This is a genomic window from Vibrio sp. RC586, from assembly GCF_000176715.1.
GTDB lineage: Bacteria > Pseudomonadota > Gammaproteobacteria > Enterobacterales > Vibrionaceae > Vibrio.
The window spans coordinates 227,033-250,558 of record NZ_ADBD01000010.1 but is presented as its reverse complement, the minus strand read 5'-3'; the positions used below and the strand labels follow the sequence as shown (position 1 = coordinate 250,558).

The window sequence follows — 23,526 nt, the reverse complement described above, 5'->3', positions numbered from 1 at the left end:
CCAAGCATAAAAAATGGCCCGTAGGCCATTTCTCATAAAGGCAATGAATCTGCTGTTTAAACGTTGGATTTCATAACTTCTGGTGCGTGTTGTTCAGCAGAATTCAGCATTTTTCGGATTGCAACGGATGCAATCAAAGCTACACCCACCATCACAACAGCCAGAATGGTCAACAGTTTGAAGTAGTCACCGTAGATAATCTGAACGATCTGTTGGGTGATGATTTGACCTTTTTCCAACGCGATTGACGTTGAGAATACCGCACCGATAATGCCACTCAGCGCCATGGCAATATAGAACAGACTTACTGAGAAGTTCTCGATCTGTTTTGGCGCGACAGACAAAATAAACGCAACCACTAAGCTGCCCACCACAACCTCAGCAAAGGCTTGGAAGAAGTGGATCATCAAAAACACTTCAGGGCGGATAATCGCATCTTCCCCGACAGTCGAAACCGCAAACGTCAGAATGCCGAACGAAATAGCGGTCAGTACAAACGCAAACGCAATTTTGGTCGCAGTAGAGAAGGTAATGCCACGCTTTTCCAAGTTCGAAAACAGGTAAGAAATGGCTGGGCCAGCCACAATGCACCACAGTGGGTTCATCGCCATTGAAGCTTCTGGTGCAATAGGGATAATGCCGAAGAGATCACCACGCATGGTGTTGATGGTGACCATGGTCATCGAGGTCATCATTTGCCCGTAATACACAAAGAAACAGGTTGTTAGCACAGTCACAATTAAGATCGTGCCCATCTTCAACTCTTCTGCACGATTGGCTTTAAACATCAAACTGATGAAGTAGAAAATCGCTGCCAAACCAATGGCGTACACGATGTTTTGACCCATTGCCATGTTGGAGAACATGAAGAAAACCAGTCCCACCATCGCCATTGAAAGTAAAGCGAACGCTACCCAATTTCCTACGCTGACAGGTTGTTGATCTTTATTACTCGCCACTTCAACCAGCGGACGACGCATTACCACTATGGTGATCGTGGCTAAGGTTGCCATTAATGCAGAAAGCGCAAAGCTGCCATGAAAACCCAGTAGTAACACCAGCATTGGGAATAAATATTGCCCCAATAGTGCGCCAACGTTGTTGACCGAATAGTTGACCGGATAGCCATTATTAAAGTCTTCTTCACTGGCGAAAGTACGCTTGTATAGACTTGGATAGGATGGAGACATCAAACCACGTGCGTAGCTAGCCAGTGCAATACCCACCAAGCTCAAAGGAACGTTAGTGGATGATGCGCCGAGCACGAGCAGCAGATAGCCCACGGCAAACGTCAGGTAGGAAATCGCCAGTGAACGGTACGCGCCGAGAAATTTATCCGCAATAAAGCCGCCTGCTATAGCAAAAAGAGGACCAATTGACGAAAATGCGCCAACGACCATCATGGTGTCCGCTTCACTGTAATTAAGATCTTCAAGGAAGAAACGGGTCAAGATAACCATGACACCGTAGAAAGAAAGGCCAAACATCATTTGGCAGAACATCATTGATTTGTTGAGCTTATTCCACATATCGGTCTGCTGTTACGTTGAATGCTAGTGCTTCTATCTAAATAAAATGCATGCATTAGCACCTAATAAAATAAGGGCGAGATTATGGCAGAAAAAAACAACGATGCACTCATTTTCTGCCTGCACGAAGAAAATCTATGTGTGCATAATTCAGGCTCGCTTTACATCCCATTCAAAAGTATGGAATTCTGTTTGAGTTAGTTTCTTAGAGATGGATGAAAAGGATTGCGCGATGTCAGCGGCTTGCCCGATATGGGTTGTACTTGGTAAACGTTTAAATAGCGATACGCTTACAGTAGAAGGCAAAAGCAGAGTCGATGGGTTACTTTCGGCGTTACAGTGTCATGAAAATTCATCAGCACTGGTGGTTTTTTGTGGTGGGATTACGGCAGGGCAGTCAGTATCTGAAGCGCAATGTATGTATGAGTATTTCGAGCAGCAGATTCAACAATTCGGTAGATCGTTTCCACAAGTCAAAGTGCTGCTAGAGCAGCAATCGACCAGCACGGTAGAGAATATTGAGCATGTCACGCAAGTATTGCTCGCCAGTGGGGAGCTCAAAGCTGGCGCGAAACTGACGCTAACCCTAGTTTCTAACGATTACCATCTCAAGCGCATTTTCGAAATTCAACATCTGATGGATGAACAAGGGTTATTACGAACCTTGGATCAGCGCTGTTTGCGATCAGGAGTCACGTTGGATATTTCACGCGATCTGAATCATCATCTCACCGTTCCTTATCCACATCATAGTGAACAGGGAAGACGTTTTCTGTGGGTGGATGAGCTGACGACGTATCGCGTGTTCCTTGAGGGAGTGGTTTCTCGTTCTTTCCAAAGACCGTTAGAAGATGTGCGTTGCCAACCTTATCAGATTGCTCAAGCTGCGCTCATCCAATTACATCAATGCATAAGCGATCCTGTGATGCAGTCCATGTTGACCTTGATTGAAAACGTGGTGGAGTCATCGTCCTACTTAACGGATCGAGATAAAGCGCAGGAAGAGTTAGCGATTCTCGATACTCAGCTTACGTTACTTAACCGCTTGTGTGATCCTGAGCTTGAACGCCATGGACGCTGGTGGAAACGTTAATTCAAGAAAATCATGAAAAAAGGCAGCCAAGCTGCCTAATCAATTTCCACAATGAGACTACTGTTTATCGTGGTTTTGGCGGAAATATTCCCACTGCTCAACTTTTTCGCCATCTTTCGTTACGCAGTAAGTCACACGCTCTGCATTCTCCGTCACCATCTCCAATTGCCCACCTTGTTCAACGCAGTAAACCGAAGCTGGGTTTGCCATTGAAGTGTACTCCTTTACGGTGTACTTATTTTCTTCACGTGCACAGCCAGTGAGCAGAAGAGTACCAGCGATACTTGTGAGTAATAGGGCTGTTTTGTTCATGCTTTCTCCATTTTTTGTTACGGGTTGCATATCCACATTCTACAAAAAATGTTTTTTGCTATATGTCAGATTTGTCAAAAGATTGATGCTGTCTACAATTAATAAAAAGCGAAATATCATCCTTTTTAATGAGATTTTGTTATGGGTTTTGCCTTGGAAGGGGAATAGCATGTCATCACTTAAGTATCGATTAGTGACACGCAGTGATTTTGATGGTTTGGTGTGTGCAGTTTTGCTCAAAAATATTGAGCTGATCGATGACATCCAATTTGTTCACCCCAAAGACATGCAAGATGGAAAAATACCGATCACCGATCGCGATATCGTGACTAATCTTCCGTTTGTTTCCTCGGCTCATCTAGTATTTGATCATCATGTTTCGGAAACCATTCGAAACAAAGGGGACCATCCCAATCACATTATCAATCCCAATGCTCCATCCGCTGCACGAGTGGTGTGGGACTACTACGGCGGTGAGAAAACGTTTCCTTTTGAGTGGCTAGAGATGATGGATGCAGTCGATAAAGGTGATTCAGCCCAGTTTTCCCGTGATGAAGTGCTCGATTCTACAGGGTGGAATTTGTTGAACTTTCTGATGGATGCTCGCACCGGATTAGGCCGTTTTCGTAACTTTCGCATTTCTAATTACAACCTAATGATGGCGTTGATCGATCACTGCAGTTACGCATCGATTGATGAAATATTGCAGTTGCCTGATGTCAGAGAAAGGGTGGAGTTGTATCGCGAACATGAAACCTTGTTCAAGGAGCAGATTCAGCGCTGCGGTAAAGTGCATGACAATTTGGTATTGCTCGATCTTACCGAAGAAGAGATCATCTATGCTGGTAATCGCTTTATCATTTATGCCCTTTATCCCCAGTGCAACATCTCGATTCATAAGATGTGGGGGTTTCAAAAACAGAACATTGTCTTTGCAACGGGCAAATCGATTTTTGATCGCAGTTCAAAAACAAATGTCGGAGAATTGATGCTCAAGTATGGCGGTGGCGGACATGCGGCGGCAGGGACTTGCCAAATTGCGATTGAAGAAGCGGATCGCGTTGAACAAGCCTTAATCAAACAGATCAATGCCGATGGTTAAAATTGATGCAGCGCAAATAGACCCTGATAAATCAGGGTCTTCTATTTTTTACTGTGTTAGTATCGGTCGAAACCGTTGGAAAAGGAGAGCCGATGAAACCGTTATATGTCGCAATACACCCCGATATTAAGCCTCTGAATCAACAGCGTATTGTGCAACGTAAAGCCGCACGAGCCATCGCAGTACGAGGTGAGCGTATTCTGTTAATGTATACAGAACGTTACCATGATTATTCACTGCCCGGTGGTGGGCTTGAAGCCGATGAAGACGTGCTGATGGGCATGATCCGCGAACTGCAAGAAGAGACTGGGGCGCAGAATATCCAGAATATTGAGCCTTTTGGTTTGTACCAAGAGTTTCGTCCTTGGCATAAACAGCAAGAAGCTGATGTAATTCATATGGTGTCTTACTGTTATCGCTGTGAGGTGGATGAAAAACTAGGTCAAACCCAGCTTGAAAACTACGAGCAACGTAATGGCATGAAACCCGTGTGGGTGAACATCCACGAAGCTATTGCTCATAACGAGCAAACCCTGCTCAATGATCCACGCAAAGGCATGAGTATCGAGCGTGAAACGTATTTGCTGCGTTTAATCGCCAAAACCCTTCATTGATCACGTCTTTAGGGGAAGCCGCTTCCCCTTTTCCCCCGTCTTGCAATTTTTACCTATACTTATCCAAGTAACTGAATTATTAATAGTTTGTGTTGTCCAATCAGCATCCTGTTAAAGGGGATGAATGATGCGTTAAACCATTGGTAGCAAGAATAATAAGGGAGAGAGGTATGCACAGTTGGAAGCCCATTGCATTAGGGATCACACTCGCTTTATCGAGTCAGATGAGCTGGGGAGCGGTGATTGAAACGACTCGGTTGGTTGGATTCGGTGAAGCAAAATACCCAGAAAATTTCAGCCACTTTGATTATGTCAACCCTAGTGCACCTAAATACGGCAAAGTGGTGTTTGGCCAGTTGGGGACGTACGATAATTTCAACCGTTATGCCTCACGTGGTGTAGCTGCGGCCAATACGGAAGAGTTGTACGATCCCTTGATGTTTTCTCCATCTGATGAAATCGACTCTTACTACCCATTGATTGCCAGCAAAGTGCGTTATTCTGACGACTACACTTGGCTTGAACTTGATCTCAACCCTAAAGCCCGTTTCAACGATGGCCAGCCTATTACCGCTCAGGATGTTGAATTCACCTTTGAAAAATTCATGACAGAGGGCGTACCACAATACCGAGTGTATTACCAAGATGTTAAATCGGTTAAAGCCATTTCTGATCTGACCGTGCGGATTGAAATGAAGCAAGCAAACCGTGAGCAGTTATTTAGCTTGGCACAATCGACTCGTGTTTTACCGAAACATTTCTGGAAAGACAAAAATTTGGCTGAGCCACTTAATGAACCACCCGTAGGGAGTGGCGCTTATCAAATCAGCCATTTCAAACCTGGTCAAAGTGTTACCTATACCTTAAATCCTGATTATTGGGCAAAAGATCTACCAGTGAATGTTGGACGCAACAATTTCGAGCAGGTTCAGTACGACTATTACCGCGATGACACTGTGATGCTCGAAGCGTTTAAAGCTGGGGAATTTGATATCAGGGAAGAGAACCAGGCCAAATTCTGGGCTACTTCATATACAGGCAGCAATTTTGCTCAAGGATTCATCAAAAAAGAAGAGATTGCCCATCAAGCTCCCGCATCTACGCAAGGCTTTGTCTTCAATACTCAACGGCCTGTGTTTCAAGATGTGCGCGTCCGCGAAGCGTTGAACTATGCGTTAGATTTTGAATGGATGAATAAAAACCTGTTTTACGATCAATACAAGCGCACTCGCAGCTATTTTCAAAATACCGAATATGAAGCTCAAGGGTTGCCTAATGCCACGGAACTTGCGGTGCTATCACCATTTAAAGACCAATTGCCTGAGCGTGTATTCACTGAGTCTTATCAGCCTTCAGTAACCGATGGTAGTGGACGGATTCGTAGCCAAATGCGTGAAGCCTTTGCCTTGTTGAAAGCGGCAGGATGGGAGTTGAAGAACAAGGTGATGACCAATGTAAAAACCGGTGAACCCCTAAGTTTTGAGCTACTAATATACAGCCCAACTTCAGAGCGAATTGCGATTCCACTGCAAAAGAATCTGCAATTGATGGGCATTGAGATGAAGATCCGCACCGTGGATACCACGCAATACACGAAACGACTGCGAGATCGAGATTTTGACATGATTTCGCAAGGTTATAGTGCAAATCCATATCCAAGCCCTAATCTACTGATTGTATGGAACTCACATTATATGGACTCTACCTATAACTCAGCGGGGTCGAATAATCCGGTTATCGATGCTCTAACCGAACAGATAGCCAAAAGCCAACAAGATGCCGAGAAGCTTCATGCATTGGGTTCGGCACTTGATCGTGTATTGCAATGGAATTTCTACATCATTCCCCAATGGCATTTGAGTATGTATCGCGTTGCGATGTGGGATAAGTTCAGCCGGCCGAGTGTGTTACCGAAATATTCCCTCGGTTTAGACACTTGGTGGATTGATAAAGAGAAAGCTACACGACTTCCTGAAAAACGGCGTTAGGAGTTGCAATGCTCAGTTATATTCTGCGCCGTTTGTTATTGGTGGTGCCCACATTGTGGGCCATCATCACCATTAACTTTTTTATTATTCAGATAGCCCCGGGAGGCCCTGTTGAGCAGGCTATAGCCCAGTTGGAAGGCAATACTTCCGGCGTGATGGAGCGCTTCTCCGGCGGGGGACAAGAAGTAGCCGCTCCCACGGAAGCGCACACTTCTGGTTACAAAGGCTCACGAGGGCTTGACCCCCAAGTGGTGGCAGAAATCACTCGCCGATTTGGGTTTGATAAACCGCTACATGAACGCTATTTTCAAATGCTCAAAGACTACGTCACCTTTAATTTTGGTGAAAGCCTCTTTCGTGGCGGTAATGTTATTGATCTGATTGTGGAGCGCTTACCTGTTTCCATTTCTCTGGGGTTGTGGAGTACTTTGCTCATCTATCTCATTTCCATTCCTTTGGGCATCAGTAAAGCCATTCATCATGGTTCACGATTTGATGTGTGGTCGAGTGCCGTGGTGATTATTGGTTATGCGATCCCAGGGTTTTTATTCGCCATTATTTTGATTATTTTGTTTGCTAGCGGTAACTATTTCAGTTGGTTCCCACTGCGTGGACTGGTTTCTGATAATTTCGCGGTGTTACCTTGGTATGAGCAGATCATCGACTACTTTTGGCATTTAACGCTTCCCACCATCGCAATGGTGGTGGGCGGTTTTGCAACCTTAAGCATGCTGACCAAAAACTCGTTTCTGGATGAAATTAACAAGCAATATGTTGTTACCGCACGCGCTAAAGGGCTAGATGAGCGACGGATTCTTTATAAACATGTCTTTCGCAATGCCATGTTGATCATCATTGCAGGATTTCCGAGTGCTTTCATCAGTATCTTTTTTACCGGCTCCATGTTGATTGAAGTGATGTTCTCCCTTGAAGGGATTGGACTGCTTGGTTTTGAAGCAACCATACAACGCGACTATCCGTTGGTGTTCAGTTCACTCTACATCATGACTCTACTGGGGCTACTTCTAGGAATTGTCTCCGATTTAACCTACATGTGGGTCGACCCACGCATTGATTTTGAGGCTCGCTAATGAAGGGGTTGTTACGCAAAAATCGTGCTCTGAATCCTTTAAGTGACGCGCGTTGGGCGAGGTTTAAAGCCAATCGACGTGGTTTTTGGTCTTTATGGGTTTTCTTACTGCTGTTTGTGGTGAGTTTATTCGCAGAATTGATCGCAAATGATAAACCACTGCTCGTTCATTATGACGGCCATTGGTATGCACCGATTGTGCAGCGTTACAGCGAAACACAATTTGGCGGCGAATTTGATACCGAAGCGGACTACACCGATCCCTATGTGGTGCAGTTAATTGAAGAAAAAGGACAAATCATCTGGCCGCCAATTCGGTTTCACTATAACACCATTAATTTCGACATTACAGGCAGCGTACCATCACCACCGGATGCGGTGAATTGGCTAGGGACCGATGATAAAGGGCGTGATGTCTTGGCGCGGATCATTTATGGCTTTCGGATCTCGGTGCTGTTTGGATTTGTGTTAACCCTGATCTCATCACTAATTGGTGTATTGGTGGGCGCGACTCAGGGTTACTACGGCGGTTGGTTGGATCTGTTTGGTCAGCGTTTTATCGAAGTTTGGTCTGGAATGCCAACGTTATTCTTACTGATCATACTCTCGAGCTTTGTGGAGCCTAACTTTTGGTGGCTGCTTGGTATTATGGTGCTGTTTAGTTGGATGAGTTTAGTGGGCGTGGTGCGTGCTGAATTTTTGCGCTGCCGAAATTTTGATTATGTGCGAGCAGCACAAGCAATGGGAGTCAGTGATACACGGATTATTCTGCGCCATATGTTGCCCAATGCGATGGTGGCGTCACTAACCATGATGCCATTCATTCTCTCGGGTTCCGTTACCACACTCACTTCATTAGATTTTCTTGGGTTCGGCTTACCTGCCGGTTCGCCTTCATTGGGAGAGCTGCTTGCGCAAGGTAAAGCGAACCTACAAGCGCCTTGGCTTGGCATTTCAGCGTTTGTGGTGCTGTCAGTCATGTTGACTCTGCTGGTCTTCATCGGTGAAGCAGTGCGTGATGCTTTCGATCCAAATTTACAGCGGAGATCCTCATGAGTGATTGGGTATTAAAGATCGATAACCTCTCCGTAGGCTTTGGCGTACAGGGCAGCGTTCAACCGGTAACGCAAGGAGTGAGCTTACAAGTGGCTCGCGGTGAAACCTTAGCGTTAGTAGGAGAGAGTGGATCGGGTAAATCCGTCACGGCGAACGCTATATTGCGTTTACTTCCCAAAGGCTCCGCGTACTACCTCGGTGGCAGCATACGTTTTGCGGATATAGATACGCTGCAATGCTCAGAGCGAGCTCTGCGTGGGATCCGTGGTGGGCGAATTGGTATGATTTTCCAAGAGCCCATGGTTTCGCTAAATCCATTGCACAAAATTGGTAAGCAGCTCGTGGAAACACTGGCGATCCATAGGGGAATGCGTGCCACCGCAGCTGAACAAAAAGCCATCGAGTGGCTTGGTAAGGTTGGCATTCGTCACCCAGAAATGAAAATTAACGCATACCCACATGAACTCTCTGGTGGTGAACGCCAGCGGGTGATGATTGCAATGGCGTTGATTAATGAGCCAGAGTTGTTGATTGCTGATGAACCCACTACCGCTTTGGATGTGTCTGTTCAAGCGCAGATCCTCGACTTACTCAAATCGCTCCAGCAAGAATTGGGTATGGCCATGCTGTTTATTACTCACGATCTCAGCATAGTACGCCGAATTGCCGACCGTGTGGCCGTAATGCAGCGTGGGCAACTGGTAGAAACCAATCAATGTCAGGCATTATTTAATGCCCCGCAACATCCTTATACTCAGCAGTTGATTAATGCCGATCCACCTGGATTGCCTGTGCCTATTCAGCCCAACAGTCCAACACTACTTCAAACTGAACATTTGCGCGTATGGTTTCCGATCAAGGGTGGTTTTTTACGGCGCACGCAAGCGTATATCAAAGCCGTGACGGACATGAACTTCACCCTCCCTAAAGGACAGTCGCTCGGTTTAGTCGGCGAAAGTGGCTCGGGAAAATCGACAACAGGGATGGCGATTTTAAAATTGTTAACTTCACAAGGCGTGATTCGTTTTTCTGGACAAGATCTTCAAGCTCTCGATCGGCGGGAGATGCTGCCTTATCGCAGCAAAATGCAGGTAGTGTTTCAAGACCCATACTCGGCACTTAACCCACGGATGTCCGTAGCGCAGGTCATTGGTGAGGGTTTACGTGTGCATAGCCAAACGGATGATGACCAGATCGACCAAACGATTTGTGCCGTGATGCAAGAAGTAGGGTTGGATATTGAAACTCGACATCGCTACCCCAACGAGTTTTCCGGTGGTCAGCGTCAGCGCATCGCGATTGCCCGAGCTTTAGTGTTAAAACCGGAGTTTCTTTTGCTCGATGAGCCAACATCATCTCTCGATCGCACTGTTCAAGCCCAAGTATTGGAGCTGCTCAAGCAATTGCAGCAAAAGTACCACTTAACGTATCTGTTCATCAGTCACGATTTAGCGGTGATCCGTGCGCTGTGCCACCATACCATTGTGATGAAAGCGGGGGAGATTATTGAACAGGGGGAAACCCAAACTCTGTTTGAAAACCCAACGCATCCCTACACACAAGAGTTAGTGCGCTTGTCTTTGGCTTAGCGTATCGAGTCGTTGGAGGATGCGCTAGCGAAGGTATGCCATTGTAATTGACTACGGCTAATAGCAAACCACCCTCAATTTGAGGGCGGTTTCAATCGCATCAATTACGAAGCGGATGGCACGATATTCAAAATGGGTGGATTTGACCAACTCTGTTTTAGTGCTGGGGTTAAATCCCCCTCATAAGCATGTGCCATGAAGAGGTCAAACAGCGCCAGTTCTGAAGAGGGGGCTAGGTAGACTTTGCGCTGTGCAATGTCATTCACCAAGCGATCGGCTTGATTTCGGATGTGATCCGCAGGGCTCAATTCCGTCTGAGCTAGCAAGCGGGCACGTATCGTTGTCACCGCCAGTTCAAATTCCGCTTTGCTAAAACCGTTGGCTAGAGCACGCTGAATTTCTGCTTGCACTTGTTGCTGAATTTTATCGCTCTGCTCCTGAGTGACACCTGTAACAGTCACACTTGACCAAACTGCTTTATCCATCATCCACTCAACTTGAGTGGATGCAGACAAACCCTCTTGCTGAAGTATTTGGTTCAATCGGTTTTGTAACGCAGCATTCGCAACTTGGATCAACATAGTTTCACGACGCTGTTGTTTACTATCACGTTCGGGTAAGTAAGAGGAAAGGGCATTGAAACTGACATCTTGCTTAGTCGTAATCTGCGTTTGAGTATGCAAACTTGGAATCACCACTGGGTTGGGAATAGTAGCCGCCGTTCTTTGCCAATCCCCAAACTGCTTTGCAATCCGTTGTTCCAATTGGCGTTTATTAAAATCACCGACTACGACTAGCGTTATATTTTTCGGTGCATAAAAACGCTGTTTGAAGCCCATAGCTTGTGCGCTATTGACTTGGCTCAAATGGTTCTGTAGAGCATTGAAACTGCGTTGAATTTGCTGTTGCTGAGCATAACTCAATGCTGGAGCTAGTAAGCGACCATCTATCGCAATGTTTTCAACAGTTTTCTCAAGTTCACTCGCGTTAAGCGGTGAATCATTCACTAAAGCTATCGCTAATTCGCTCAATGCTGAATCCATCTGATTTACGGAATTAGCATGTAGGCTGAGTACGGTTTGGTTTAGTTCAAGCTGCGCTTTAGCAACCGAAGGAAATTGCCCAAGAGTTTGCGCCGCGGCATACATCGAGCTGCCTTCTTGCCCACCTTGTTCTTGGAGAAGACCAGCGTTCATCACCACACGTACAGCAATATTATGCTGTGAGTTCGGTATGGGCAGAAGTACGAACCGTAGTCCATTTTCCAATACCCCTACGGAAGTCTGACGAGGGAGTTGTAAATCACTACGCTCAAACCACAGTTCATTGGCCGATTGAGCATGAATTACAGGGGCGAGTAATAATCCAGAGCAACATAGAGTAAGGCTTAGTGTACGAGCCAAAGTTTTTAAAGGGCGCAAGGCAGAATCCTCTCGATAGGATGTCAAGATCACACAACAACGGGATGTTGTTTAGTTTTGTCATCAACAACTTCCGTGTTCCGCTTGATAGGCCCTTTTTTTCGAGATAGGCAACACCGCCAAGTGCGATGTGGGAACTGAGACTGACGATAAACTGAACGGGCGCGATTTTGTATTGCCTCACTGCATGTGTCAATTCTAATTCATTCGTTTAACTGACGATCTCACGCCTGAGACATTCTGATGAGTCAATCAATAACTCACTGTAGCCTGTGTTTGGATCAAACTGACGGGTAAAACGGTGCTGTGGGTAGTGGTGGATCATGAGTTCAGCCGTAGTATTAATCAGATTACCTTCCAGTAAATGACCTCCCCAAGTATGGCCCTGAGCATCCGCGACAGCGATATGTAGATGGCAATGATCGTGAGTCAAAGTGCCGCTAAGGGCAAGGATCTCAAAGGGAGCAAGCATTTTTAGAGTAGAAACGCTATCAGCAAGACGGACATTTAACTGCGAAAGACACCCCACACAAGAAGCAATAGAGCCGGCGTGTATCCCATGCATTCTCACTAATTGTGCGATCTGCTGTTTGAGATCATCACCTTGAGTGAGACGTACTGCGATCAGCTCTATCATGCTTTGCCCTCAATCAACGCCACTAACGCCTGAAACCCCTGTTCGAGATCTGCGTGGCGCTGTGCCTTGCCCAAAACACGCATACCTTGCATCTGGGTTAGTACCAGTTTAGCGAGCATTTCAGCGGGTATAAGAGATGGAATTTGCTCTTGCGTGATCGCATTGCTAAGAGCGCTGGTCATCAAATTTAATAGTTGATCGAATAGAGCATGGCCTTTGGCAAGCACTTCGCTATCTGTATCTGCATGTTCTACCAAGGCATTTTGGATAAAACAGCCATTTTTAGCTTCTCTTTGTATAGCAGCGAAACTAGCGAGGAAGGCTTTTAACTCTGGCCAGCTCGCATCCTTCTTTGCTAAAGCCTTAAAAGCGGGAGAACTGATTTGACTCAGGTAGCGATCCAATGCTTCGTAATAGAGTTTTTGTTTATCACCAAACGCATTGTAAAGGCTGAAGCGGTTGATTTGTAAGTGTTCGACTAAATCAGAAATCGCAGTATTGGCATAACCCTTTTGCCAAAATAGCGTCATTGCTTCGCGTAGTTTTTCTTCTCGATCAAAGTTGCATTTTCGTGCCATTGGAAACTCTACTTCTCAAAATATATTCTTGACTGAACGTTCAGAAACTGCGTAGAGTATATCCAGAACGATCGTTCAGAAAAAGAAATTAAGGATGCCAGAATGAAATTATATGAAACCGCGATGACCCCAAGCAGCCGTCGAGTATCGATTTTTCTTAAAGAATTAGGCTTAGAGGTTGAGCGTGTCTCTGTGGATGTTCGTGGTGGGGAAAACTTATCCGCAGTATTTAAAAGCAAAAGTATCAACGGTAAAGTACCACTGTTAGAACTTGATGATGGAACCACCCTCTGTGAAAGTGTCGCGATTTGCCGTTATTTTGATCAAGCGAATCCTAACTCGCTGCAGCTATTTGGACGCTCGGCATTAGAGCAGGCGCAAGTTGAAATGTGGCACAGGGTTGTTGAGTTTCAAGGCCTTTATGCCGGTTTCCAAGCATTTCGAAATTTAACCGGTATTTATAAAGATCGCGAAAACTGCGTACAGGCTTGGGGGGAAGAGAGCAAAGCACGCGTAGCTGAATTTATACCTCAGCTTGAGCTGCGTTTAGCACAATCTGAATTTATTGCTTCAGACCGTTTCACCATTGTTGATATTACCGCCTACATTTTTATTGGTTTTGCCCACAAAGCGTTGGAATTGCCAGTGCTTGGACATTACCCGCATATTAGCCGTTGGTTTGAGCAACTAACCCAACGCCCCGCTTTTCAATAAGGAATTTCGCTATGATTGATTTTTATACTGCCGCAACCCCCAATGGTTATAAAATTGCTATCGCTCTTGAAGAGATGGGCTTGGAATACAACACTCATGCGTTGAATCTTTCTAGCAATGAGCAAAAAGAGCCTGCTTTTACAGCAATCAACCCTAATGGACGTATCCCTGCTATTGTCGATCGTGATAATGAAGATTTCGCTGTATTTGAATCTGGTGCAATTTTGATTTATCTCGCTGAGAAAACAGGAAAATTTTTACCACAAGAAACCAAGGCTCGCTCACGAGTCATTCAGTGGCTGATGTTCCAAATGGGTGGAGTGGGTCCCATGATGGGGCAAGCGAATGTGTTTTATCGCTATTTCCCAGAAAAAATCCAACCAGCAATCGAGCGCTATCAGAAAGAAGGGCGTCGTTTGTTTGAAGTGATGGACGGTCAATTGAGCAAAACGGCATATCTGGCCGGTGAGGAATACACGATCGCTGATATCGCGACTTACCCGTGGGTTCGAATTCATGAGTGGAGCGGGATCTCTATTGATGGTTTGACACATTTACAACGTTGGATGAATAACATTTCTATTCGTCCTGCTGTAGTAAAAGGCCTAACCGTGCCACCTCCAAGCACAGTCAGTGATGAAGAACGAGCCAAACAAATTCAAAAAATGGTGACACGTTAAATTTCACCAGTTAAAGCTTTCCCAAGCGGCTTGAAGTTGTTGCTGGATAGGTTGCAACTTCAAGTGGGGAGGGGATTTTGATGAGGATTCTCGAAATATTGACCTGACATGTAATAAATCAACGTCGATTAGCGTAATGACTTGCAGTAACAGCGTTGGTAAATATGGCTGAAAAGGCTAAACTGCGTAAAATTTTTTGAGAGTAAAGTCATGTCAGACGAGCAATTCAACCCACAAGATGAAGAAATCGAAATTGAAGCTATCGGAGTGGAAGTTTCTAACCAGCCTATTGAACTGTACAAAGTGCTAAAAATAGCCAGCGCAGTCAGCGGTGGGGGCGAAGCCAAGCATGTGATTAGCGAAGGGTACGTGTTCGTTAATGGTGAAGTAGAAACTCGGAAGCGCTGTAAAATTTTTGACGGAGATCTGATCGAATTTAACCAAGAGTTTTATGTGGTGATTTGTGATGCCCCAGTCTCCGAACCTGAGCTAGGGACCCAAGTTGAGCCAGCTAAGTCGAATGAGCGTAAACGAGATAAATCATCGTCAAACTCACAGCCATCGTCCAAAAAGCAAGGTAGCACTAAGTCTAAACCCGTGGCAAAGAATCGATCGAAGGGCGAGAGTCAAGAAAAAAAAAGCGACCAGAAATCCTCTTCTGGCCGCAGTGCGATTCGTTTCTTTTAACGTGACGTTGTGACTTTATCCGCAGGCCATAATGATAAAGCCTGCGGATTTTTGAGTCAGTCTGATGCTTAATTCATCCGATTAACGCATTCACTTCACATAGCGCAATGTGCTCTGTTACCTTGGTGGGGAGGCAACGAAGCAATTGTTGCACTTAAATCATTAATACGAGTGCTGTGTGATGGATGGGTTGAAAGCAGCTCTGGGGGTTGGTTTCCGCCTGAGGCTTTGGCCATGTTTTTCCAAAGCTCGATGCTTTGATTCGGTTCAAATCCGGCTTTGGCCATTAATGCAAGTCCTAACACATCGGCCTCTGATTCTTGGCTCCGTCCATAGGGTAAAATCACCCCGTACTGAACACCTACACCTAACGCAGCCATGGTGAGGCTGCGATACTGGTTATACTCTGATGCACCAATTGCGATGTCCGTCAGTTGTAACCCTGCATTAGCTAATTGTGACTGTGATAAACGCTCATTACTGTGATTGGATAGTACATGCGCGACCTCATGACCGAGCACTGTCGCTAGCTGATCCTGATTAATCGCAACTTTCAAAAGACCGGTGTAAACGCCAATTTTGCCCCCAGGAAGAGCAAACGCATTCACTTGATCGCTTTCAAATACCACTACTTCCCACTGTTCAAAGCCCTGTTGTTTGGGGACCTGAGCCGTAATTGCATTTGCCACACACTGTACATAACTATTGGTTTTAGAGTCTTTATTGATAGGGATATCTTGTTTCATCTGGCTAAAAGACTGTGCGCCTAAATGGCTCATATCATTATCAGAAAAGAGCAGTAACTGATTTCTACCCGTTGGTGAAGCGCTACAGGCAGCTAAGCTGATGGTCATCATTAAAGTGAGCGCCAATCGAGTTTTGTGCATTTTATTTTCCTTAATTCAGTGGCGACCAAAGGATGGCCTCATATTAGCACCATACAATCGCAATGTTAGCCCTTACCATTGATGGTTTATCATCTCTTTGATTTATGCGTTGTGCCCGTTGTTAGTTATATCAAGCTCTCTGGCAAATAATTGGGGGTTGCTCTGCTTCTATTACTTTGTTGCTTGGTATCAGTGTGTTAGAGCCGTACAATAATCGCCTTATTCATGTTTATGGAACATTGTAATGGCGATTTGGAATAAACCTATCAGTCTTGAAGTGCTCAATGCCACCTCAAAAAATACTCTGATTGAACATCTAAATATCGTTTATACCGAGTTAACTGAAAATAGTATCTCTGCCACTATGCCTGTGTGCCATTTCACACATCAGCCCTTGGGTATGTTACATGGTGGTGCTTCCGTTGTGCTTGCGGAAACCTTGGGTTCGGTTGCTGCAAACTTTAGTGTTGGGGAAGACGCTTATTGCGTGGGTTTGGATATCAATGCCAACCATGTACGTGCCATGCGTGAAGGCACCGTAATGGGTACTGCGGTTCCTCTTCATATGGGCATATCAACCCAAGTGTGGCAGATTGAAATCAAAGATGAGCAAGATAGGTTAGTTTGCATCAGTCGCCTTACCGTTGCTGTTAAACGCGCTCGGGCAAAAAGAACAATGCCAGGTTTAGAGGTGTAAGTGGTTATTCAATTTAAAAGCGGAAAAATCATCCTTACTCCCCATGAAGTGGTGGTTCGACTCGGCGACACGAATTTCGCAACGCTGCAAGCGGATGCCGATATGATTACATTAATGACGAATGGTGCAAACATCATGATTGCCAACGGAAGTGGAAGTAAGTGGTCAATCAAGCTGGATGACGAAACCCAGTTGCAAACGATAGCTCAGACTCTGGGTTGTGATGTGCTTTAAAAGTTTTTTATCTTAGCTTGCTCAAAGTTCAAAAAATAAGGAAACTACCTAGCAGTACTTTCTTTATGAGATTTCCTCTTTATGAGCAGCCCACGCTTACGCGTTCAATTCGAGACCCTCTTTGAACACTTTCAAGGTCAGGATACCGATACTCAGCTAGATGATGTTACGGAAATTCTGTTCTGTACCCGCCGTAATGCGCGGATCGTTCTGAATAAAATGGAAGAAGAGGGCTGGATTGAATGGCATCCAGCCGCTGGGCGCGGCAAACTTTCACAGCTGATTTTTAAACGCAGCCGTGCAGATGTCAGTGAAAATCTCGCTCGGCGCTATCTCAATGAAGGAAAAATAAGCCAAGCCTTTTCCGTACTTGATCAAGATGCGGCGAAATTAACCCAAGTTATTGAGAGCTACTTGGGTGTTCAACACCAAGAGGGGCTACAAGTCGTTAGACTGCCATATTACCGACAGCTTTCTATGCTGAATCCGCAGAAACCGATGCGTCGCTCGGAGCAACATATCGCAAGACAAGTGTTTAGCGGTTTGACTCGCCTTGATGAAGATGAACAATTACAGCCCGATCTGGCCCACGCTTGGCAAGCCATTTCAGAAACACATTGGCGATTCTATCTGCGCCCAGGGGTTCGTTTCCATAATGGAAATTTGTTAACCACTGAACTTGTGGTGCAAAACCTCTGGCAATTGCGTTTGCTCAACTTGTTCGCTCACATTGATCGCGTAGATTCTCCTTATCCTTGGGCTGTGGATATTTATCTGCAAAAGCCGGATGTACAATTACCACTCTTACTGGCAGAAGCTTGTGCCAAAGTTCTACCAGCAGAGGTGGATCGTAACCCTGATTTTGATTTGATGCCGGTGGGTACCGGACCTTATAAAGTGGTTCTTAATGATGAAAAACGCTTGGTTTTACAAGCTTTTGACGGTTACTTCGGTTTCCGGCCACTGCTCGACCGTGTCGAAGTATGGGTGATTGATGAAGTGCACTCGTCGATGGTTTTTCCAAGCTTATCCAATCCAATGAAGACCGCTCGTGGTTCTTCAACGGAAGAGGTGGAGTTGGATCCTGGTTGTACTTATTTATTACTCAATCGCCGTAATGGAGTGGCTAAAGATAGTCATTGGGCAAGATATTTATCCGAAAAGCTGAATGCTTTTAGTCTGTTTAGGCTGTTACCTGAAGAGAAAATTATTGAGCTTGGAGTTTTGCCTGCTTATGGGTTGAAGCCAGGTTGGTATCATCATTCCACTTCGCAGCATAAAACGTTGCCCCCTCAAGCGCGTGAATTGACCATTGCTTATCATGCGCAGCATCCGATGTTTCCTACGGTCGCCAATGCGATTAAACAATTACTGCATCAAGATGGGATCGGCGTAAATGTCATCAAATATGAACATACCGTGCTTGAGACAGAACAGGTGGATATTTGGATAAAACCTATGGGAATTGCCAACCATCGTGATGATGCGTTAGCTGGATGGCTGCTCAACTATTCTGATATCGAATTTTTGAGTAAAAGTGATGATTTCAATCAATGGGTAAGTTTAATTGATACCTGGCGTGCTGACCCTTCAACCGCTTTTCCCGCGAAAGAATTAGGTAAATCCTTGGTAGAAAAGTATCAATTGATCCCGATGTTCCATTGCTGGCTTGGGATCAGTAAAGACCAATGTGGCGCCCTGCAAAATGCGAAATGTAACGCGCTCGGTTGGTTTGACTTCAGCCAAGTTTGGGTGAAACCAGACCTGACTTCTTCGTAAGGTTTAAATGCGTTTTGATCTCGATCGCTAATTGACCAGTTTCACAAAATAAACACTGCTTATGTACTATCCCAGTGCTAGACTATTGGCGAATTCAATAGAAACTCTTAGGAGGATAAGTGGAACTGGCATTGATCATTGCTTTTATCGTTGCTGCCGCAGTAATGGTGAAAAAAGAGATGAGCGAGAACAAATAATTCATTTCATCACTTTTCAATTTCCTTTTGAATGAAACGTTCTCAGATGACCCAAAGCCAGCTTACGCTGGCTTTTTTGTACTTGTTTGGTAAGGCGATTGCTGAACTTCAGCCATGACAGCGCACTCTGTTATGTGGTATGTCTTGTAAAAGAGTTATGCTTTTTGACAACGGATTAGCCGTTTCAACGGTTCCATACGACTTTGAAACCCTTAGGAGAGCGCTTTGCTAAGTCCAATAACCCTAGAAGCCTTACATATTTTGGATGCCATAGAACGTAGAGGAAGCTTTGCTGCCGCTGCAAATGAACTCAATCGTGCACCTAGCTCTTTGAGCTATCAAATACAAAAGTTAGAACAAGATTTGGATCTGATGATTTTCGATCGTTCCGGTCACCGAGCCAATTTTACCGAGGCGGGAAAACTGATCTTAGAACGGGGCAGGGCGATTCTCGCTGCAACGGAAAAACTGGTTAATGATGCAACATTACTCGCGAATGGTTGGGAGCTCGATATCACCATCGCACTCGATGGTATTGTTCCTGCCACCAATCTATTTCCTATGGTGGAAGCCCTTGGCAACATCAGTAAAACTCGGGTTCGTATTCAAGATGAAATTCTTGCTGGTTGTTGGGAAGCCTTGGCAACAGGGCGAGCCGATCTCTTAATTTGTCCTCGTATCGATGCGCTGCCCCAAGAGGTGAAAGCGGAGACGATCGGTTCAGTGAAAATGATTTGGGTGGCTGCACCTACGCACTATGTACATCGCCGCTCCGGTGAATTCAACAATGAAGCTAGAGAGAAATACCGCGCTATAGCCATCGCAGATACAGCGCGTGAGCAGCCGGCGATGAGTGTGAACATTCTTCAACGTCAACCTCGTTTAACTGTTAGTAATTTGGATTCGAAGTGCAAAGCGCTGGTTGCAGGCTTGGGGATTGGTACGCTGCCCGAACAAGTTGCCCAACCTTACATTGATAGAGGTGAACTGCAATACATTAACGGCTCAGAAGACGCGGAGATGGAAATCGTACTGGCTTGGCGACGCAATCAAATGGGGGAAGCGAAGTCTTGGTGTATTCAGTATCTGAAAAAGAACTGGCGTTGGGTGTAGATCTTTAAAAGTGACAGAGGATCTCGCGGATCTTCTGTCACTTTACTTAGGTTAAAGCAGCGGGAGTACCATATCAGCAGTACCATCTTCAAAATGAATCTCTACTTCAAACCCCATCTTTTGTGCGAGAGTGAGCATTCCGCGATTCGTGGGCATCGTCATACCTGACATCTGTAGTGTTCCTTTGGAACGACAATAATCAATGATTTTTCGCATCAATATCCTCCCTAAACCTTTACCTTTTAAATCGGACCGGATCAGTATGGCAAATTCTGCATCGGTGTTTTCATGGTTAATCAACGCTCTAGAGACCCCAATAATTTCAGAGTTTTCTCCATCACCACTGACAGCCACAAATGCCATTTCTCGGTCAAAATCAATTTGAGTCAAGTTCGCTAACGCTTCATGATTAAACTCTCCGACATCAGAGAAAAAGCGTTTGTACAAATCTTCTTTTGACACTTTTTTGATAAAGGAGGCATGTTTCGGTTCGTCCTCCGGCAATATGGGCCGAACAGTGAGCCACTCTCCGTCTCGAGCCTGACAACGTTCTTCCAACTCCGTAGGGTAAGGGCGAATGGCTAGTCGGTTCTGGGCGTCACCACTAAATTGGCGCAGTACTAAATTGGCATCAAGGATAGTGAACTGGCTACCATTAACCAATAAAGGATGGATATCTAACTCATGGACCTCAGGGCACTCAATTACCATTTGCGAGATGCGAACTAAAAACTCAGACAAACCTTCGATATCAATCGGGACGGGCAGTTTTTGCAGACGAATTTTACCATTACGAATAGCGCGCACAATCAAGTAGCGGGCGAGTGTGATATTGAGGGGTGGCAAAGCCGCTGCAGCATCGAGCGATTCATCCCATTCAGACCCGCCCTGACCCAACAAGATAACAGGACCAAAGGTAGCATCTGTTTTCACCTTAATCCTTAATTCTTCTCCTCCCGCCAGTTTAGCCATTCCTTGTACCAACAAGCCATGAATGTTTGCCGACGGGAAAGAGAGCTGCGTTCGATCAAGGATGGCCTGCGCTGCATTAGCTACTTCAACGCGGTTACGCAAATTAAGCATCACTCCCTGCACATCTGATTTATGGATAATATCGGGAGAGCGCAATTTGACAGCAACAGGGTAACCAATAGTTTCTGCAATATGTACTGCTTCGGTACTGTCGGAGGCGATCCATGTGGGCAACACGCTAAAATTAAAGCATTTAAGCAAGGTTCCAATATGGTGAGTATCTAAATTTACATCTTCATGCTCACCCAGTTGATCTTTTATCCATTGTTTGGCCGCTTGCATTTCTGAGGCATGCACGACCTCAGTCGTGGTTGGAGTTTCCATCAGATGCTTTTGATTTCTTCGGTACTCCACCAAATGCATAAAAGCGGTAACAGCACTTTCCGGTGTACGATAAGTGGGGATTCCTGCTCGGTTAAAAATAGTACGGGCTGGTTTGGCAGAAAGCTCACCAGACCAATTGGTTAAGATATTAAAACGCTTTGCACGAGAGTGTTTTTGAATCGCATCGACCAGAGCTTGCGCGGTCTGCTCTGAGTGGGCAATAGCTGACGGACTGTGCATGATCAAAATAGCATCAATATTCTCACTTTCTAGCAGAATATTGAGTGTTGCGACGTAGCGTTGATGATCTGCATCCCCAACAATATCGATGGGATTACTGTGAGACCAACTTTGAGGCAGGGTTTGATTCAATTTTTCATAAATCAAGTCCTCAAGTTGTGCAAGTTTGCCACCTCGTTCGAGTAGGGCATCCACCGCCATAATCGCAGGGCCACCGCCATTGGTAATGATGGCGAGTCGTTCACCTCTTAATGGAACAGAATGTGTTAAGGTTTCCACTGCAGCAAAGAGTTCATGGGTATTGTTTACCCTTAGCATTCCAGTGCGACGAATAGCCGAATCATAAATGATATCTAAGGTATCATCTCCTCCGGTGTGCATTTGCGCGGCTTTACGTCCGGCTTTAGTTCGGCCGCCTTTTAGCACTAAGATCCTTCTGTTACGTGATGCAGCCCTAGCGGCAGACATGAAGCGTCGAGCATCTCGAATCGTGTCTACATAAAGCAAGATAGCATCGGTGTACTTGTCGGTACTCAAGGTATCGAGCAAATCGGCAAAATCCACATCACTCGCATTGCCTAAAGAGATAAAGGCTGAAAAACCAATTCCCTTATCATTAGCCCAATCCAGAATTGTGGTACACACGGCAGCTGATTGAGAAATAAAGGCAATATTCCCTTTTAAGGCAGAAACGGGGGAAAACGAACCATTGAACTGGATCCAAGGTAAGATCAAACCAAGGCTATTGGGACCCAAAATTCTCATATTAGAGGCTTTCGCAATCATCATGCACTGACGCTGAATTTCCTCTCCCTGTGCATCTAAGGAATACATGTCAGAAGATAATACAATAACCTGCTTTACCCCTTTTTCTGCTAGTTGTTTAAAGAGACTTACATTTCGGGAGGCGTGAGTGCAAAGAATGGCAATATCTGGTGTGATGGGCAGATCAGAGATCGTTTTGTAGGCCAAAACACCGCAAACCGCAGGGTAATAGGGCGTAACAGGCATAGTTGCACCATCAAACCCGCCTTGAAGCAAGTTTTTCATCACAATATTACCTGCGCGAAAAGGGCGAATAGATGCGCCAATGACTGCTACAGATTTGGGTTTAAGCAGTTGATTCAAGTGATTCATATTCTGCCTGCCTTATTAAATATCTATAGGGTAACCAATTCTTGTGAACTCTGTTGGGCCGAAAAAGACCTCTGTGATCGAGTTTACAGTTCCCTTTGATTACTTTGTGTCACAAATCACAGGATAGGTGCATATATTGATGCGGTATGCTTGATTCTATCGGTTTCAATGTGCATGATTTAAAGCACTTTGTACCTAAGGCATGACTAAATCCATGAAAAAAATCACAGTTATTGGGCTATCCATTCTTCTCACCGCTTGCGCATCTGGTAGTTATACCACGGACGTGAAGACAGAAAGTCATCGCGAAGAGTTCGCTGTTGCAGCAGTTGAGCAACCTATCATCTCTGAAAACGGTGCAGCAGAAGGCATTTCTGAACAAAACGTTGAACAAAATGTTGTCAAGATGACACCTGCCGAAACCGAGAAAAAAGTCGTTAAAATGAGTCCGCAGGCAAAACCTGCAGTTTCCATCACTCCACCAACAGCGAAACAGGTAGCGATGAACCCTCGCTATGGATTTACGATTCAAGTTGTAGCCGTAGGTGCACAAAGCAAAGTTGATCAATTTGCCTCTAAACTACCTAAAAATGGGCAACCGATCTGGGAAAACTACAAGATGGTTAACGGTACCAAATGGTATACCGTTCTTTTCGGCGACTATGCCACTCGACAAGAAGCCACGGAAGCCATTTCCATGCTACCCAGCGACTTACGCTCTATGAAACCTTTCGTAAAAAGCATTGATTCAATTAAGAACTCCGAGTTTCCAACGCTCAATAAACTAAATTAACAC

21 protein-coding genes and 1 pseudogene are annotated in these 23,526 nt (G+C 45.2%); 15 read left to right on the top strand and 7 right to left on the bottom strand.

Annotated elements, in window-relative coordinates; translation table 11 throughout:
* Positions 1–56: 56 nt before the first annotated feature.
* The gene (locus VOA_RS06910; protein WP_009356035.1) at positions 57–1,529 is read right to left on the bottom strand and encodes a peptide MFS transporter; all 1,473 of its coding nucleotides are present in this window, start codon (positions 1,527–1,529) and stop codon (positions 57–59) included.
* A 232-nt stretch (positions 1,530–1,761) separates the two neighbouring features.
* Here VOA_RS06910 and VOA_RS06915 point away from each other — a divergent pair, with 232 nt between their 5' ends.
* Positions 1,762–2,622, top strand: coding sequence for a YdcF family protein (locus VOA_RS06915; RefSeq protein WP_001271177.1), 861 nt, complete (start codon positions 1,762–1,764; stop codon positions 2,620–2,622).
* Positions 2,623–2,679: 57 nt separating this feature from the next.
* Here the strand turns inward: VOA_RS06915 and VOA_RS0118380 are convergent, their stop codons facing one another.
* Positions 2,680–2,934, bottom strand: coding sequence for a putative hemolysin (locus tag VOA_RS0118380; RefSeq protein WP_001043845.1), 255 nt, complete (start codon positions 2,932–2,934; stop codon positions 2,680–2,682).
* Positions 2,935–3,103: 169 nt separating this feature from the next.
* Between VOA_RS0118380 and VOA_RS06920 the strand changes: the two genes are divergently transcribed.
* The 6 genes from VOA_RS06920 to VOA_RS06945 all read left to right on the top strand — a co-directional run bounded on the left by VOA_RS06920 (position 3,104) and on the right by VOA_RS06945 (position 10,373).
* Complete coding sequence (locus VOA_RS06920; protein WP_000096563.1) at positions 3,104–4,036, top strand: hypothetical protein; 933 nt, start codon at positions 3,104–3,106, stop codon at positions 4,034–4,036.
* A 92-nt stretch (positions 4,037–4,128) separates the two neighbouring features.
* Entirely contained in the window at positions 4,129–4,650 is a 522-nt protein-coding gene (locus tag VOA_RS06925) for an NUDIX hydrolase (RefSeq protein ID WP_000803727.1), read from the top strand.
* A gap of 170 nt (positions 4,651–4,820) precedes the next feature.
* Entirely contained in the window at positions 4,821–6,638 is a 1,818-nt protein-coding gene (locus VOA_RS06930) for an extracellular solute-binding protein (RefSeq protein WP_000556552.1), read from the top strand.
* Between the two features lie 8 nt (positions 6,639–6,646).
* The gene (locus VOA_RS06935; RefSeq protein WP_000954180.1) at positions 6,647–7,729 is read left to right on the top strand and encodes a microcin C ABC transporter permease YejB; all 1,083 of its coding nucleotides are present in this window, start codon (positions 6,647–6,649) and stop codon (positions 7,727–7,729) included.
* Entirely contained in the window at positions 7,729–8,784 is a 1,056-nt protein-coding gene (locus VOA_RS06940; RefSeq protein WP_000677380.1) for an ABC transporter permease, read from the top strand. The genes VOA_RS06935 and VOA_RS06940 overlap by 1 nt, the downstream gene beginning before the upstream one ends.
* A complete protein-coding gene (locus VOA_RS06945) occupies positions 8,781–10,373 on the top strand; it encodes an ABC transporter ATP-binding protein (protein ID WP_001286633.1) in 1,593 nt (530 codons plus the stop codon). The genes VOA_RS06940 and VOA_RS06945 overlap by 4 nt, the downstream gene beginning before the upstream one ends.
* A gap of 104 nt (positions 10,374–10,477) precedes the next feature.
* Here VOA_RS06945 and VOA_RS0118375 read toward each other — a convergent pair whose 3' ends face one another.
* From VOA_RS0118375 to VOA_RS06955, 3 genes are all read right to left on the bottom strand, one after another.
* Positions 10,478–11,794, bottom strand: a complete 1,317-nt coding sequence (locus VOA_RS0118375) for a M16 family metallopeptidase (protein WP_001247658.1) — start codon at positions 11,792–11,794, stop codon at positions 10,478–10,480.
* 211 nt (positions 11,795–12,005) lie between these two features.
* Complete coding sequence (locus tag VOA_RS06950) at positions 12,006–12,431, bottom strand: PPC domain-containing DNA-binding protein (RefSeq protein ID WP_000571096.1); 426 nt, start codon at positions 12,429–12,431, stop codon at positions 12,006–12,008.
* Complete coding sequence (locus VOA_RS06955) at positions 12,428–13,009, bottom strand: TetR/AcrR family transcriptional regulator (RefSeq protein ID WP_000101313.1); 582 nt, start codon at positions 13,007–13,009, stop codon at positions 12,428–12,430. The genes VOA_RS06950 and VOA_RS06955 overlap by 4 nt, the downstream gene beginning before the upstream one ends.
* Before the next feature lie 102 nt (positions 13,010–13,111).
* Between VOA_RS06955 and VOA_RS06960 the strand changes: the two genes are divergently transcribed.
* The 3 genes and pseudogenes from VOA_RS06960 to VOA_RS20520 all read left to right on the top strand — a co-directional run.
* On the top strand, positions 13,112–13,723 hold the full coding sequence (locus tag VOA_RS06960; RefSeq protein ID WP_000780733.1) for a glutathione S-transferase: 612 nt from the start codon (positions 13,112–13,114) through the stop codon (positions 13,721–13,723).
* An 11-nt stretch (positions 13,724–13,734) separates the two neighbouring features.
* The gene (locus VOA_RS06965) at positions 13,735–14,403 is read left to right on the top strand and encodes a glutathione S-transferase family protein (protein ID WP_000565049.1); all 669 of its coding nucleotides are present in this window, start codon (positions 13,735–13,737) and stop codon (positions 14,401–14,403) included.
* A 210-nt stretch (positions 14,404–14,613) separates the two neighbouring features.
* A pseudogene (locus VOA_RS20520) lies at positions 14,614–14,923 on the top strand (RNA-binding S4 domain-containing protein); the annotation flags it as partial.
* A gap of 262 nt (positions 14,924–15,185) precedes the next feature.
* Here the strand turns inward: VOA_RS20520 and VOA_RS06975 are convergent.
* Positions 15,186–15,977, bottom strand: coding sequence for a M48 family metallopeptidase (locus VOA_RS06975; protein WP_000549657.1), 792 nt, complete (start codon positions 15,975–15,977; stop codon positions 15,186–15,188).
* A gap of 244 nt (positions 15,978–16,221) precedes the next feature.
* On the opposite strand from VOA_RS06975, the gene VOA_RS06980 reads away from it, so the two are divergent.
* The 4 genes from VOA_RS06980 to VOA_RS06995 all read left to right on the top strand — a co-directional run bounded on the left by VOA_RS06980 (position 16,222) and on the right by VOA_RS06995 (position 19,997).
* Positions 16,222–16,674: a hotdog fold thioesterase gene (locus VOA_RS06980; protein WP_001029267.1), complete on the top strand. Its 453-nt coding sequence runs from the start codon at positions 16,222–16,224 to the stop codon at positions 16,672–16,674.
* Complete coding sequence (locus VOA_RS06985) at positions 16,675–16,908, top strand: DUF3389 domain-containing protein (protein WP_000236588.1); 234 nt, start codon at positions 16,675–16,677, stop codon at positions 16,906–16,908. It begins immediately after the preceding gene.
* Between the two features lie 81 nt (positions 16,909–16,989).
* Positions 16,990–18,687, top strand: a complete 1,698-nt coding sequence (locus VOA_RS06990; RefSeq protein WP_000098128.1) for an SgrR family transcriptional regulator — start codon at positions 16,990–16,992, stop codon at positions 18,685–18,687.
* Between the two features lie 422 nt (positions 18,688–19,109).
* Positions 19,110–19,997: a LysR substrate-binding domain-containing protein gene (locus VOA_RS06995; protein ID WP_000950826.1), complete on the top strand. Its 888-nt coding sequence runs from the start codon at positions 19,110–19,112 to the stop codon at positions 19,995–19,997.
* Between the two features lie 51 nt (positions 19,998–20,048).
* Here VOA_RS06995 and VOA_RS07000 read toward each other — a convergent pair whose 3' ends face one another.
* Positions 20,049–22,730, bottom strand: a complete 2,682-nt coding sequence (locus VOA_RS07000; protein ID WP_001016196.1) for a bifunctional acetate--CoA ligase family protein/GNAT family N-acetyltransferase — start codon at positions 22,728–22,730, stop codon at positions 20,049–20,051.
* A 214-nt stretch (positions 22,731–22,944) separates the two neighbouring features.
* Here VOA_RS07000 and VOA_RS07005 point away from each other — a divergent pair, with 214 nt between their 5' ends.
* Complete coding sequence (locus tag VOA_RS07005) at positions 22,945–23,523, top strand: SPOR domain-containing protein (protein WP_000724565.1); 579 nt, start codon at positions 22,945–22,947, stop codon at positions 23,521–23,523.
* Positions 23,524–23,526 lie beyond the last annotated feature (3 nt).